The sequence below is a fragment of the Pseudomonas sp. BNK-7 genome (assembly GCF_048072025.1).
Classification (GTDB): Bacteria; Pseudomonadota; Gammaproteobacteria; order Pseudomonadales; family Pseudomonadaceae; genus Aquipseudomonas; species Aquipseudomonas danubii.
This window is the reverse complement of record NZ_CP182252.1, coordinates 303141-317551: the sequence shown is the minus strand read 5'-3', so window position 1 is coordinate 317551 and position 14411 is coordinate 303141. Positions and strand designations below refer to the sequence as shown.

Sequence of the window (14411 nt, the reverse complement as noted above, 5' to 3'; positions counted from 1 at the left end):
GTTCTATTCCTTATCCTTGGTGACGCTGCTGACCGGGGCTTGGGCGAATCTGAACAGGAAGGAGAAGTCGCTCTTGTACTGGCTGTTGAGCGGTGCCGCCATGGAGTGGCAGTTCATGCAGCTGCTGTTGGTCTGGATGTAGCTTTCCATGGTGACGTTGGCCGAAAGCGACGGCGTTGGCTGCCCCAACGGATTGCCGGGGTTGTCCGGCGACTGTGGGCGTTGGGTGGTGATCAACTGGTAGTACTTGAACACGCTCTGCTGTACCTGCGGATCGCTCTGGTACTGGGTATTGATCTGCTGGGTGACGTCCGTGATCGGGGTGACCCGGTTCAGCGGGTCAGGGGTGCTGAAGCTGCTACCGGGTTTGGGCGTACAGACCATCTTTCCCGCCTGTTGCTGCCACAGGCACGGGGACTGGTTGAGGCTTTCGGCGGGTGCCTTGGCGTTGAAGTAGGAGTAGAAAATCCCCGAGGCCGGTTGGTCCACCCAACGGCCCCCCAGCTGGGTCTTGGGCGGCACGTTGTCGACCTGCTCGAAGGTCGACCAGATCCACTGCGGGAACCCCTCCACCTTGCTGATGATGTGCAGCCCCACCAATCCCAAGTTGGCCTCGGTGGTGCCATTGGGCTGTCCCTGACTGTCGAACTGGGTGACCAGTGCCTTCATCGTCAGATAGCGGCTGCTGTCGTCGGCGCTGGTGAGGATGCGCCAGCTGCTCTTGATCTCGCCGGCGTTGTTGGGAAAGCCGATGTTCTTCGCGGCATCGACGACCACCGCGTTGTAGAAGTCGTTAGCGACGATGTAGTTGTAGGAGACCTCGTTGGCGGCGATGTCGTAGTAGGTCGGGTTGCCGCGCTGATCAATCAGCCAGCCGCCCACCGCCTGGTTGTCCGCTTGCACCACCTGAGTGTTCTTGACCGCGGCAATGTTGATCAGGCTGAGGTTTCTGCGGGGCAGTTGCGAGTTCCAGGGGCCCGGATTCTTGGCCCCGGGGAGGAAGGTCTCGCTGACGCTCTTGTAGGTCTGCCACACGGTATCGCCTGGGCTGCCCAGGGGCTTGCTGCAATCGGCCACTCCGCGCTGCCCCGCCTGGGCCGGCCAGTTCAGGTTGATGAACATCTGCCAGCTGTATTGATCGAAAGCCTGCTGCGAGGCGCCGGCGGCAGGCACCGTTGCTGTGGGTGGGCAGCTGGTTTGCGCCCCCGCTGCACTGGGTTGCAGGGCGCTGGCTTGCTGACTGCCCAGGCCAAGCAACAACAGGGCGGTGAAACGGCTCCAATGGTTCATGAGGCGGCTCCTGTCACTGCGGGGTGGGTGAAAGTTGGTTCCACTGTGGCCGTGCACCGTTCTTCAGCGATGGCGGTGGCGTGAAGAGCTGGCAGTCAGGCGGGTTGACCGGGCACATCTTCGCCACCTGGTCCCAGGTCTTGGCCGGGTCCGGCTTTGAATTGCTCCAGTTGCGGTAGTTCTGGCTGACGATGGGCGCGTTGGCGACGCTGGCATCACCGGAGAAATAGAACGACTGCGGATGTTGATAGGCCGGTTGGCCCGGCCCGTCGCTGGTGGCCTGCTTGTAGAAGGCATAGCCGAAGAGGATGGGTGGGCTGCCTTTGCCGGGTTTGAGCTCCAAGGCGTAGGCCTGCACGCTGCCGTCCAGGTGCTGGCTGCGGGCGGCGCTGTAGGGCAGGTGCTTGATGAAGTCCCGGCGCGGCGGATGGTTCATGGGCGAGAACAGGCAGCAGGCCGGCATGTCCTTGGGCCGGTCCTCGGGGTAGGTGAGGAAGTAGGCCTTGTTACCCAGGGAGACGAAGGAGCAGGTGTAGTTGTTGTCCTTGATCGGGAAGATCGGCAGGCAGTATTTCTCGTAGTGCTCCATCATCGCCCCGGAGCCGTCGCCGTCGGCCGGGACATAGTCGTTGTCGTAGTAGCTGCTGCCCTGGGACACGGTGTAGTCGGCAGGTTGCAGGGTGCTGGGCGGGCTGCTGTAGGGCGGCGGGTTCTTCTCGTAGTTGGCGGTGACCCGGTACATGGTCCAGTCACTGACCCAGGTTGCCGGATAGAGCGGATCGGTCGGCTCGCCGGCCTTGCGCTTGATCACGCAGTTGTTGTTCAGGGCGTCGCAGCCCTTGGTGTTGTGCACGCCCATGTTGAAGTAGACGTTGTCGGGGTATTTCTGGGCCCACAGTGTCTGGCTGGCGCACAGCAGGGTGGCGGCCAACAGCAGGCGCTTGAAGAAACTGGCGTTCATCTGACTCTCCTTTGCAAAGCCGGGCGACCGAGGTCGCCCGGTGTTCCAGTGCATGGCCGTTGCGGCTCAGCCTTGCTGATAGTCGTCGAGGTTCAGCTGGGTCGGCGGGTAGCCGGTGCTCACCAGGTCCTTGGCCCAGATTTCCAGCACCTGGCGACGGCTCTGCGGCAAGTCCCGGGTGATAGGCATGGCCAGGGTGCTGGCCTCCTGATACTCCTTGCTGATCAGTTTGATGAACTGCTCGATCGCGCCCTCGATGCGTTGCAGGGAGTTGAGCGGCATGTACTTGTTCATGATCGGGTAGAGGTAATAGAAGGGCTGGAGGATTTGCGGAAAGATGAAGCCGTTCCAGATCCGCACGTTGGCGTCGTCGAACTTGCACACGCCGTTCCAGTAGTCGATGAAGTCCTTGAGCATCTGCGGTTCTTGCGGCAGCACCCGCAGCGGCGAAAGGAAGTCGGTGAAGGCACCGGTGTAGGAGAAGCTGAACGGAATGCCCGTCGGATCGTCCTGGATGAAAAACCGCACAGTGGGGAAGCCCGGCGCCACGGCATGCACCGTCAACTGGGCAATGCCGTCGGCATTGGTCTGGATGCGGGTCAGGCTGTAGTTCACGGTGGCGCCCATGCCGGCGTCATTATCCAGTTGCCCGCTCATCGCTTGCGGGTTCTCGAACCTCAGGCAGGGCCTCAGATCGACCGCGGCCGGGGTTTTCAGGAACTTCTGATAGGTGATGGCGTTGCTGACCGGCTCATCGCACGCGGAACCCCTGACGATCATGGCACTCAGGCTCCTGCCACTGCCCTCCCTTAACAGGCTCGGATGCTGCGAACCGCCGATGAACTGGGGCATTCCCGGCTTGTTCTTGGCACGCGCTTTGGGATAGTCAGTGATCAGCACGAAATCTGCCGGGTTGCTGAACGCCAGGTAGTAGTTGCTGGTGGTCAGCATGTAGGCGTTGTTGTACTCGGCGACCCACAAGGTGGTGCCGGCCGTTGCGGGCTTGCCGTTGTTTTGCACCATGATGTTCAGCGTCCGGCTGTCACCGACGTCGATGAAGCTGCCGCTCTCGATGACTTCCGCGGTCCACATCTGCTGTTCGGCGGCGATGGTATCCGTGCCCTTCAGGCGCAGTGCCAGGTTGCCGTTTTTCAACAGGGCCTGGGCGCTGGTATCGAGGGGCAGGTCCAGCAGGCCGGAACGCTTGTCAAAGGCGCTCTGCTGATATTGCTCGTAGCTGACGCTGGTCAGGGGCTCGAAGTTGCCGCCCTGCTGGACCCCCAACTCAAAGTCGCCGACGTGGAACTTGGCGGCGACCGGAACAGCGTTGTTGCGGCCATCCAGATCGGGGGCGGCCGGGCCATCATGGACGTCCGGGTAGATCGGAAAGGTATTGCCCAGATCCAGAGACAGCGTGTCGCCGTGGAGCTCGGCGCTGATCACGCCCAGATTGACCAACTGTTCATCCGCATGGATCTGCGTATCGTCCGGGACCTTTTTGTAGAACGGCACCGAAGTCTTAGGCACCAGGCGCTGGCCGGCCGGTGCGGTGGGGAACTCATTGGCGAACCACAGGCCCAGGGTGCCAGCGGTGCGGCTGTAGGCCGGGTTGAAGAAGGTTTCGGTCGGGTTGTCCAGGCCCATTTGATAGAGCATCTGCAGCCTGGACATGTCCCAGGGCGCCTGGGAATGGCTGTTGACGATCTTGAAGTCGTTGAACAGGCCGTTCTTGTCATAGACGGTCAGGTAGGTGGTGAACCTGATCATCAGGCCCTGGGCGTTCTGACTGAGCATTTCATCCTGCAGGTTTTTCAACAGTTTTGAGTCGCCGATGACCCATTCCAGTTGGTCCTTGGGAAAGCAGGTCTGCCAGGTGGCCGTGACGTAGACCAGGCCGCCAAAGGCGCCCCAGTTGAAGTCGAGAAAGCGGTTGAGCATGCGGTACGTGTGTTTCAGGGTCAGGCCACAGGTGGCGTCACCGAGCACCAACTTGTCGAAGTACAGGGCGGTGAAGGTGTTCTGCCAGGGGCTGACGTCGACGAAGCGTGCGGCGGTCGGGGTCGGGTTGCCGAAGGAGTTGCCCAGCAGTTGGTAGGACTTGTTGATCAGCGGATCGCTGTCGATGTAGCTGTCGACCTTGGATTCCCCGCCGATGATCACCGAGCGCAACTGCTGGTAGTCCACGGTGCCGCAGGCGTTGTCGCCGAACAGATCCCACTCGGCGGGAATCATCGGGTAGTTGTTGGGATCGCCGTTGGTGGGCACCTGCAGCACGTAGTCCGGGACGTTCTTGTAGGCCAGCGGCGTGATGCCCCAGGGCATCAGCGTTTGCGGGGCATTCTTGTCGTTGATCCCGTACCGGTTCAGGAAAGGCCAGTTCATCTGCATCTTCACCGCGTCGTATAGCGGCAGCACATCGTTGTTGTTGAAGGTTGGCGGGTTCCAGAACATGAAACCGTTGAGGTAGATCCGTGGAAAGTTCAAGACGCTCATGGGCTGCTCTCCTTAGCGTTTCCACTGGGCGCGTTTGAGCGACCAGACGTAATCCAGTTTTTGATAACCGATGAAGTCTTTGTCCGGCAGTACGCTGGTGGGGTAGAGGATTCCGCCTGTGTGGTCGATGTTGAACGAGAAGAAGGTGTTCTTCTTCGTCGAATAGGCCGCCGTGCTGTGGCAGGCCAGGCATGAAGAACTGCCCTGGAACGCCGACTCCAGCTGGGAGTTGGCCAGCAGCTTGGGTTCGGCAAGGTTCTGGTCGTACTGCACGCCGATCAGTTCGTACTGGGCCAGGTTCGAATACTGCTGCTGGAAGCTGGTGTTCACCGGTTTGGCCGCCTCGGTGGGGCCGGTGATGTTGGTCATCGGCTTGGGTGGGGTGTCATTGGTGACGGTGTACTTGGGATTGTTGCGGTTTTCGAAGGTGGTCCAGACCCAGTCCGGGGTCAGCTTGTTGATCACATGCATGCCGCTCAGGGCGGCGTAGCCCACCTGATACTGGCCCGTGCTGTCGACGTAATAGGCCTGGGAGATGTAGTACCCGTCCTGGGTCAACAGGGCCTTGAAGTCCTGGTCGGCGCCGATCCAGAACCAGGAGGTTTTCAGCTCCCAGGCCGTGTCCGGGAAGTCCAGGTTGCTGGTGAGCTTGGCCAGGCCATCGCGGTTGTAGATCTTGTTGGCGACGATGTAGTTGAAGGTGTCCTCGCCCATCAACAGGTGAAAGCGCACCAACTGTTCGTTTTTCGACGGTGGCACCGGTGGGCCGCTGCGCATTTTCAGAGCCAGGCCATCCACCTGCTGGATGCCGTTCTGCGGGCTGCCTGGCATGTCGTTGCCGAGAAACTGAAACAGCCCTTTGGGGTCCATGCCCTGTTTTTGTGCCAGTTCCGGGACTTCGCTCGGCAGGTTTTCATGGTCGGAGTAGGGCAGGGGCTCGGCCCCCTTCAACAGGTAAACCTGATCGGAAGGCTTGAACGTTTCCCAGACCCGATTGTTGTTATGGCTGGCATCCGGCTGGTTGAGGCAGACAAACCAGTTCCAGGCCATGGTTTCCGGGCTCTGCTTGAACGTCGCCAGAGTGGTCGTGGGGTCGTCTGCGAAGGTCAGGAACTTGTTGCAATCGAAGGTGTTCGGGCTCTGTGCCTGAGCGAGACCGCTCAACACACTGAGTACCGCTATAGGGATGGTTCGCCGCATGGAATCTCCTTGGCTTGAGCCGTGTCGTCATAGGGGCGCCCTAGGAAATGCTCTAGGAGCAGGTGCTTTACCGCAGTGGCCGGCAGATGCTCCGGCAGTGGTAAATCGCAATCGGTGATCAATAGCGGTCCCACCTCATCGTTGCTCGGCAAGCGTCCGTGGCTGCCGCGAATCAGTCGGGTGTCCAGGGGAATCAGGTCCATGTAGTAGCGAAAGCCGAGCTTCTTCTGCAGCAGGCGGCGGGCGACCCGCAGCTTGGGAAAGCGGATCGCCGGATCGATGAACAGCTCCAGCGGGTCATAGCCCGGCTTGCGGTGGATATCCACGGTGCGGGCGAAGTCCGGGGCCAGGCGGTCGTCGAACCAGTAGTAGTAATCGAACCAGAAGCCCGGGGCGGCCACCGCCACCAGCTCGCCGCTGCGCGGGTGATCGAGCTGCCAGGCCCGCTGTTCGGTTTTATCCAGCACCTGCTCGATGCCCGGCTGGCGCTGCAGCAGGGCCTTGACCCGAGCAATGTCCCTGGGCTGGCGCACGTAGACGTGGGCGATCTGATGGTCGGCCACGGCAAAGGCGGCACTGGCGCCGGGGTCGAGCAGCTCCCAACTCAGGGAACGGCGTACTTGCAGCAGGCCCTGTTCCCGCAGCACGCGGTTGATGGAGATTGATTGCTGCACCGCTTCGATGCCGTATTCGGAAACCAGCATCACCGCCGCGCCTTGTTGCTGGGCAAAGTCCAGCAGGCGCCCGACTTCATGGTCGATGGCCCGCACTTCGTCGCTGATGGACGGATGCTCGGGCCCCAGGCGTTGCAGGCTGTAGTCCAGGTGCGGCAGGTAGATCAGTTGCAGGTCGGGGCGACTGATCTGGAACTCGGCGATGGCGCAGTCGACGATCCAGCGACTGGAGGCAATGCCCGCCGCCGGGCCCCAGAAGCCCGGAAAGGGAAACTCGCCAATCTGCCGTTCGATGCGTTCGTGCAGCCCGGGCGGTGACGAGTAGAGGCCGAACATCTTGCGCCCGTCGGCCGGGTAGTGGGGGCGTGGCGTAATGGCGGCATCCACCTCGGCGTACATGTTGAACCACCAGAACAGCTGGCTGCAGCGCAGGCCGGGGATCTCACGTTGCAAGGTCTGCCAGACCTTTTCACCCTGGATCAGCGCATTGGGCTGCAGCCAGAAGCGCACTTCGGCCTGATCGCGCAAATACCAGCCGTTGCCGACAATGCCGTGTTGCGAAGGTGGCAAGCCGGTGAGGATCGAAGCCTGTACCGTCGAGGTCACGGCCGGGAACACCGGGCGCAGCCGGGCCATTTTGGCCCGTTGCAGCAGGGCGTTGATCCGCGGCGTGGCCGGGCCCAGCAAGCTGGGGGTCAGGCCGACCACGTTGATCAGCAGCAGGGGCTGGCGCAGTGCTTCAGAGGGCATGGGCTGGCGCCTCCATGGGGGACGATTGCCCATGCAGCAAGTGCCGCTGGCGCAACTGTTGTTCAACCCACTGCAGCTCTGCGGCAATGCCTTTGAGCAGGGCTTGTTCGGTGTCCGGACGCAGGGTGCCGGGCAGTACGTTCCAGCTGTAGGTCTCGACTTCCAGCACCGGCTGGCACTGCGGATGGGCGGCGAGAAAGTCGAAGGTGCGCATCAGGGCCTGCTGGCTGCCGTTGAGCTCTGGCAACAGGAACTGTTCACTGAACAAGGGCACGTGAAAGTGAATGCGCAACTCGCGGCACTGGCCCTGCACCGCTTCCACCGCCTGTAGTGCCTTGGGCAGGTCGGCCCAGGCCAGCAGTTGGCCTTTGCGGTCACGGGCCTTCACCTGATGCAGGTAGGTGGCTTCGGCGAAGTTACCCAGGGCCTGCAGTACCTGCTCGCGGCGTGCCAGGTCCGTCACCGGCAAGTGACAGATCAGTGCATTGGACAGTTGGATCTTGCCCACCGGAATACGCGCCTGTAGCAGCCGTTGCAGCGATTGGTAACAGTCCTCGAAGACCACCGCCTGGTGGCAGACGTCGAAGCACAGCGCCAGGTATTGATGGTGGGGGTCGGTGGCTTTCCAGCGCTGAAAGAAGGCGATGGCCTGATCGGTGTTTTCCAGTACGCAGTCCGGCTCCATCTCCAGGCACAGCAGGATCTTCTTGCCGCTGCGTCGATGCAGGCTGGCCAGCCCGGCAGTCAACTGCAACAGCTGGGCCTCGGCCTGTTGTTGCTGGGCGTCGTCCCAAAGGGCGGCATAACCCAGGGGCACGCTGGAAATCACGCCCTGTTGGCAGTCCAGGGGCAGCGCGGCGGCGAGCAACTCCGCCAGTTGCAGGCTGTACTCCAGGCGTTGTGGTTCGGCCCAGGTCGGTCGGTAGACCTCGGCCTTCACCGCACCCTGATGGAACTGGCCGTAGGGAAAGCCGTTGAGGGACGTCAGGCGCATCCCGCTGTCGTGCAACAGCCCGAGGAAGGATTCGCGCACTGCGGGCTGCTGCAGCTCGGCGGCCGCCTGGGCGCTGATCCACAGGCCGCTGTCCTGCACCGCCAGGCCACGCTGGCGGCGCACCCCCTGGAAGTGCTGGAGGATCGAACTTTCCAGGCCGGCCACGTCCCGCGCCGGGTGCACGTTGCTGCAGTAACCGATCTGCGCGGCGCTCCAACCGGCCCGGGCGCTCATTTGACCACCGGTTCCTGGCCGCGCAGGGCGGAGTTGTCCTGCCATTGGCGACGCTGATCGATGGGCAGCGGGGTGCTCACCTGTTGCTTGTCGAGTTGTCCGCTCTGGGCGAAGAAATCCACCGGGTTATGGAACAGCACCTGTTCCACCTGAGCCTCGCTGAATCCGGAGGCGAGCATGGCCTGGCCGGTCTTGGGCACCTTGAGCGGATCGCTGATGCCCCAGTCGGCGGCGCTGTTGACCACCATCTTCTCGGTGCCGTACTCCTTGAGCAGGGCCACCATGCGCTGCTCCGACATCTTGGTGTTGGGGTAGATGGAGTGCCCGCGCCAGCAGTCGCTGTCCAGCACCAGGGGCAGGGTCAGTTCGTTGAGGTGATCGATGATCACCAGATGCTCGGCGATGCCCACTTCACGGATCACCGCCAGGGTGCGCTTGGTGCCGCCGATCTTGTCCCGATGTGGGGTGTGCACCAGCACCGGCAGGTTGAACTGCTTGGCCAGCTCCAGTTGCGCGGCGAGAAAGCGGTCTTCCTCGGGAGTGATGTCGTCGTAGCCGATCTCGCCGACCGCTACCACACCGTCCTTGACCAGGTAGCGCGGCAGGATCTCCAGCACCTCGTTGGCCACCGACAGGTCATTGGCTTCCTTGGGATTGAGGCCGATGGTGCAGAAGTGGTGAATGCCGAACATGCTGGCGCGAAAGCGCTCCCAGCCCAGAAGGGTGTCGAAGTAGTCAATGAAGCTGCCGACGCTGGTGCGCGCCTGGCCTTGCCAGAAGGCCGGCTCGATCACCCCGGTGATACCGGCGGCGGCCATGTTCTGATAGTCGTCGGTGGTGCGGCTGACCATATGAATGTGCGGGTCGAAGTACTTCGGCATGGTGAGTCCCTGATGCAGTGGTAGAGAAAATGGAGTGGGTGCGCCGGTGTCGAATCAGGCGTCGGGTGGCAAGTGCTGGAGCCAGTGCGGTGGCAGTCGTCGCTGCTGGCACAGGTGGCGCAAGCGTTGGCGCTGGGCCTGGCTCAACAGCTCGAAGGCGATGGCATGGGGCAGCCCGTCGCTGACACTGCGGAACGCCGCCAACTGTTCTTCCATATGCTCCAGGGCCAGTTGGTTGAGGTCGACGCTGTGGCGCTGGGCCAGGCCTTCGATGCGCCCACTGTCCAGGCCCATGCCCAGGGTCTTGAGCAGCAACTGGTGAAAGGCCCGGTCGTGGTAGTGGCGAGCGGGAAAGGGGTTGTCCAGGGCGAGGGCGGCGAACACTTCACGGTTGTTGGTACGTCCTGCCTGGAGCGCCAGTTCGAGGCTGCGACCCTCTGTGTCGAGGTCGTCGAGGACCCTGAGCAGCACGCTTTTTTCCTGGTCGTCGCCCCACAGAAACAGCTGGCGCAGCAGGGCCAGTTGATCGCCGCCGGCCTGCTGTTCCAGCAGTTGCTCCAGGAGCAAGGCGCGGGCCAGTTGAGTCCGGTTCCAGCCTGGGCTGGCGCTGACCTCGGCGTTGCCAAAGCGACGCTTGCACTGGCTGCTGAGCAGCACCAGGGTGTTGGCCGACGCTTGGCTGGCCAGTTGCTCCAGGGCGGCGAGCCACCAGCGGCGGTTCTCGTCGTCGAGCTGGTCGTCGAGTTGGCGGCGGCGTTCGGCAAAGGCCTCATGGCGCATGACGAGCGGGAGCGAGGCGGGGAAAGTGACGTCCATGGTCATGTCGGCTTGATCCAGCGTTGAAGGTGGGGCAGCAGAAAGAACACCAGCACGCACAGCAGGCTGCCCAGGGGTTGATTGGCCAGGGCCAGCACCAGGGCATCGAACAACGGCAGGGCGGCGAGGCCGGCACCGATAAAGGCACGAATCTGCCGCTGTTGCGGGTTGGCCAAATGACGCCGGTAGTGCCAGCCCAACCAGCCCAGCCACAGCAGCAGGACCAGCCAGAACACCCCGTTGTCTGCGTAAGCGGCGAGGGCCAGGGGGCTGAGCATCAGCAGCAGCGGCAGGCGGCTGAGCAGTTGGTTGCGATGCTCCAGTCGGGCCAGGTAGGTCAGGCCGGCGATGTAGGTGCCCAGCAGCGCGGCACACAGCCACAGCGGCTGCGGTGGCATGGCCAGGCTGGCGGCGGCGGTCAGGTACAGGGCCGAGCGGCAGCCGCCCATGAGCCAGACGCTGTGGGGGTATTTTTTGTGCAGCAGGTTGTAGGCCAGGATGAACAGCAGCAGCAAGCCGGCGCTGGCCAGCAGCCAATGGGGCTGCGCGATCAGGTGGCTCAGGCCCAGTACCGACAGCGCCGCTAGCAGCAACAGGGCAGCGGTGGCTAGGCTGACCTGAGTCCGGCTGACCAGGCCCAGGACAATCGGCCGCGGGTTCTGATGTTGCTGGTCCCAATCGGCATCCAGCAGGTCGTTGAGCAGCATCCCGGCCAGGTACAGCGCCGAGAGCGCCACCAGCAGCAGGGTCCACACCAGTGGCGAGGGCGGTGCCAGGGTGGTGGCGCTGCTGGCCAGCAACGCGGCGGCCAGGGCGTTGGTCCACACCGTCGGCAGGTTGGATACCCGGCCCAGGGTCAGCCAGGTGGTCAGGGAGGAGTGGCTCATTGGGCGCAGCCTTCGGTCCAGGCGAAGTCCGGCCCACCGAAACTGCTCAGACGCAGCAGGGCCTGCTCCATGACCGGCAGTTCGATGTGGTGCACATCGGTGGACTGGCCCAGGCGGTTGAGCATCGGGATCGACAACTGGCCCCCCAGGTGCTGGCGAAACTCCTCCAGCCCCAGCAGCACCAGGGAGCGGCCCTGGGCATCCTGCAACCGCAACTCCGGCGGGCACAGGTTGAAGCCGAGCTTGTCCAGCAGCTGCAACAGGCGCTGGGTTTCAGCATGGCTCAGCAAGCCGGTGGCATTGGCATAGAGCGCGTCCAGGGCCATGCCCACCGCCACCGCCTCACCATGGCGCAAGCGGTGCTGGCTGAGGTTCTCCAGCTTGTGCGCAGCCCAGTGCCCATAATCCAGGGGGCGGCCATTGCCCCGTTCGAAGGGGTCGCCGGCCCCGGTGATATGGCCCAGATGCAATTGCGCACAGCGGAAGATGGCGTAGCGGCTGGCGCTGTGTTCAAAGCTCGCCAGGGCCTCGGCCTGCTGCTCCATCCACTGGAAGAATGCAGCGTCCTTGATCACGGCCACTTTCACCGCTTCGGCCAGCCCGGCGATCTGGTCCCGGGGCGACAGGCTGAGCAGCAGCTGGAAGTCGTTGATCACTGCCGTGGCCGGGTAGAAGGCGCCCAGCAGGTTCTTCTGGGCGAACGCGTTGATGCCGTTCTTGACCCCGATGCCGGCGTCGTTCTGGGCCAGCACCGTGGTCGGGATGCGGATCAGCCGCATCCCCCGATGAAAGGTGGCGCAGGCATAGCCGACGGCGTCCAGTACCGCGCCGCCGCCCAGGGCCAGCACATAGCAATGGCGGTCCAGGCCGTGTTCAAGCATGTGGGCATACAACTGCTGGAGCACGTCCGGGGTCTTGCTCAGTTCGCCCGCCGGCACCGGGATCGGTGCGGCCTGCAGATGCAGGTCGGCGGCGTGGGCGCTGAAATAGGCGGCGATCTGTTGCGCCAGTTGTGGGCAGCACTGCAGCAATTGTTCATCGATGAACACCAGCACTGTGGTGCGTCCCTGTTGCGCCTGGACCAGTTGCCGGTGCAGGCAGGGATTGTCGGCCTGGAAAATGTGATCGGTGAACAGCACCGGGTAGTGGTAGCTCACCTCGAAGCGTCCTTCCAGAGGATGGTTTTGCTCCATCGGCGGCTGCGCAGCGCGAGGCTTGAGCAGGCTGCGGGCGCCCAGGACCAGCCCCGGCAGCACCATGCTGGCGAGAATGGTCGCCAGCAGTGCGTTCTGCTCCACCAGCAAACTGCCGATGGCGGCGTAGGCCAGGGCCAGCCCGGCATTGGCCAGGGTGGTGACCAGCAGGAACTGGCGCAGTGGATAACGCTGCATGCCCGCGGCCAGCACCGAGGTCTCTGCCAGCACTGGAACTCCGCGCAGGCAGATCAGCGACAGGGTGCTGAGGCGATAGGCCAGTTGCCCCGGCTGCCAGCTCCTGAGCCCCAGCCAGTTGGACAGCAGGCGAAAGTAGCCGGCCCCCAGCCAGTAGCCCAGACAGGCTCCCAGGCACAGGCCGCTGAAAATCACCAGATAGCCGCCAACGGCGCCCAGGACCGCAACGGCCAGCAGCGCCACCAGGCTGGAAGGCACCGGCAAGAGCACGTCCAGGGCCAGCAGGGTGACCAGCAGCAGAGCGAGGCTGGTGCGTTGCACGGGATCGGAAGGGAGGAAGTTGCCAAGGTGATTCAGCAACTGTTGGATCTGTTGTTCAAACAGCAGGAAGCTGGCGACCACCAGGATGGAAAACAGCACTAACGAGAGCCAGTAATTTTCGGCCGCACCCTTGAATGAAAAAACTCGAGGCAATGAACTGCGCTTCATCAAGCATCCCTCTTGATTAATATGACTAATTCCGTGTCAGTCTCAGCTGGGGCAGGCGGGGGGCGTCCGGTTATTGAGTTCCTCGACAGTTTTTTATTGGTTTTCTGGCGGCTGAAGAGCACTTCAGTGGCGAGTAGCTATCAACTTAGCCAAGGCCGCTGGATTTGCAAGTAAGGTGATTGAAGTGGCTCGCAAGGCTCTTTTCTGGCGCGCTGGGAAAGTATCGAGTTCTGCTGTTGATACTGTTGCAAACACCCTCCCCAGGGACGTGGTGCAACCTTGTTGCTTGGCTTTAAGGGCAATGAATCCGGGGGTGGGGAGTCCTGTGATAGGTGAGCTTGTTTTTTGTTATATGTATTATTCGCTTTGGCTATATTGAATTAGAGGTAACCGTAAGAAGTAAGCACTGAGATTTATAAGTGTTGATGTTATTAGGCGCGAAGCGACTCTTGGTAAAGCTCAAGGCAGGATTTGAAATAATCGGGGGTTAAAACATTTCCATTAGTTAGCTATTGAATGTCGACCATTGTTAATGGCGCCATTTATTTGACCGCTTTGAGTTGTGGCGACGAGAGTTTGGTCGCAACTAACAATTAGCCTGAATAACAAGAATCATTCGTAAGTAGTTCGGGAAGTTGTCTTGCTGGCGACAACAGGCGGTGTGGCGTCCTTGCCCGTGGATATCTGTCTGGGGCATGCCTGCCCAGACACAAACGGCGGTGAGGCTGAGCTCACCGCCATCGTCGGCGCAGAATGCAAGCGATCAGGCCGCGAGGAACTCTTCGGTGGACAGGACATCGGCGTAGGCGAATGCCAGGGCCGACATCACCGCGCTTTGTACTTGCGCCGCCGCTACTCGCTGGCCGTTGAACTCCAGGTCGAGGGTGGCACAGGCGTCGTGTATCACCTTGACCGGGTAGCCCAGGTCGGCAGCGGCCCGTGCGGTGCCCTCTACGCACATGTGGCTCATGTTGCCCACGATCACCAGTTCATCGATGCCCTGTTGCTGGAGGATCGCCTGCAGCTCGGTTTCCCGGAACGAGTTGACGAAGTGCTTGAGCACCACGGGTTCGTCGGCGCGGTTCAGCACCTTGGGGTGCAAGTGCGCACCCTCGGAGCCTGGGGTGAAAAAGGGCGCGCTGTCGGAGGTGAATTCGTGGCGGATGTGCACCACCGCCTGCGCCTTCTGGCGAAAGGCCTGGATCAGCCTTGCCGCGTTGTCCGCCGCTGCGTCGACCCCGACCAGGGGCCATTTGCCGTGGGCGAAGTAGTCGTTCTGGATATCGATTACGATGAGCGCCTGTTTGGCCATGGGTGTTGCCTCCAAGTGAGTGGATAACCTGGGGCCCAG

At 62.3% G+C, this 14411-nt stretch carries 11 protein-coding genes; all 11 read right to left on the bottom strand.

All coding sequences use genetic code 11. The features are described 5' to 3' along the window. Positions 1-3: 3 nt before the first annotated feature. The 11 genes from ACMGF8_RS01460 to ACMGF8_RS01410 all read right to left on the bottom strand — a co-directional run bounded on the left by ACMGF8_RS01460 (position 4) and on the right by ACMGF8_RS01410 (position 14372). Positions 4-1290 carry a hypothetical protein gene (locus ACMGF8_RS01460; RefSeq protein WP_102865266.1) on the bottom strand — a complete coding sequence of 429 codons (1287 nt, stop codon included), beginning with the start codon at positions 1288-1290 and terminating at the stop codon, positions 4-6. A 13-nt stretch (positions 1291-1303) separates the two neighbouring features. Continuing rightward, positions 1304-2251, bottom strand: coding sequence for a hypothetical protein (locus ACMGF8_RS01455; RefSeq protein WP_102865267.1), 948 nt, complete (start codon positions 2249-2251; stop codon positions 1304-1306). A 66-nt stretch (positions 2252-2317) separates the two neighbouring features. Beyond that, the gene (locus ACMGF8_RS01450; RefSeq protein ID WP_102865268.1) at positions 2318-4744 is read right to left on the bottom strand and encodes a hypothetical protein; all 2427 of its coding nucleotides are present in this window, start codon (positions 4742-4744) and stop codon (positions 2318-2320) included. Between the two features lie 12 nt (positions 4745-4756). Then, positions 4757-5944 carry a hypothetical protein gene (locus ACMGF8_RS01445; protein ID WP_102865269.1) on the bottom strand — a complete coding sequence of 396 codons (1188 nt, stop codon included), beginning with the start codon at positions 5942-5944 and terminating at the stop codon, positions 4757-4759. After that, on the bottom strand, positions 5923-7368 hold the full coding sequence (locus ACMGF8_RS01440) for an alkaline phosphatase family protein (protein WP_102865270.1): 1446 nt from the start codon (positions 7366-7368) through the stop codon (positions 5923-5925). Before ACMGF8_RS01440 ends, ACMGF8_RS01445 begins: the two co-directional genes overlap by 22 nt. Beyond that, a complete protein-coding gene (eboE, locus tag ACMGF8_RS01435) occupies positions 7358-8596 on the bottom strand; it encodes a metabolite traffic protein EboE (protein ID WP_416758456.1) in 1239 nt (412 codons plus the stop codon). Before eboE ends, ACMGF8_RS01440 begins: the two co-directional genes overlap by 11 nt. Then, positions 8593-9477: a TatD family hydrolase gene (locus ACMGF8_RS01430; RefSeq protein WP_102865272.1), complete on the bottom strand. Its 885-nt coding sequence runs from the start codon at positions 9475-9477 to the stop codon at positions 8593-8595. Before ACMGF8_RS01430 ends, eboE begins: the two co-directional genes overlap by 4 nt. 54 nt (positions 9478-9531) lie before the next feature. Beyond that, on the bottom strand, positions 9532-10299 hold the full coding sequence (locus ACMGF8_RS01425) for an EboA domain-containing protein (protein WP_102865273.1): 768 nt from the start codon (positions 10297-10299) through the stop codon (positions 9532-9534). After that, on the bottom strand, positions 10296-11180 hold the full coding sequence (locus tag ACMGF8_RS01420; protein WP_102865274.1) for a UbiA family prenyltransferase: 885 nt from the start codon (positions 11178-11180) through the stop codon (positions 10296-10298). The genes ACMGF8_RS01425 and ACMGF8_RS01420 overlap by 4 nt, the downstream gene beginning before the upstream one ends. Continuing rightward, on the bottom strand, positions 11177-13060 hold the full coding sequence (locus ACMGF8_RS01415) for a 3-dehydroquinate synthase (RefSeq protein WP_102865275.1): 1884 nt from the start codon (positions 13058-13060) through the stop codon (positions 11177-11179). The genes ACMGF8_RS01420 and ACMGF8_RS01415 overlap by 4 nt, the downstream gene beginning before the upstream one ends. 763 nt (positions 13061-13823) lie before the next feature. Beyond that, a complete protein-coding gene (locus tag ACMGF8_RS01410; RefSeq protein WP_102865276.1) occupies positions 13824-14372 on the bottom strand; it encodes a cysteine hydrolase family protein in 549 nt (182 codons plus the stop codon). Between the last annotated feature and the right edge of the window lie 39 nt (positions 14373-14411).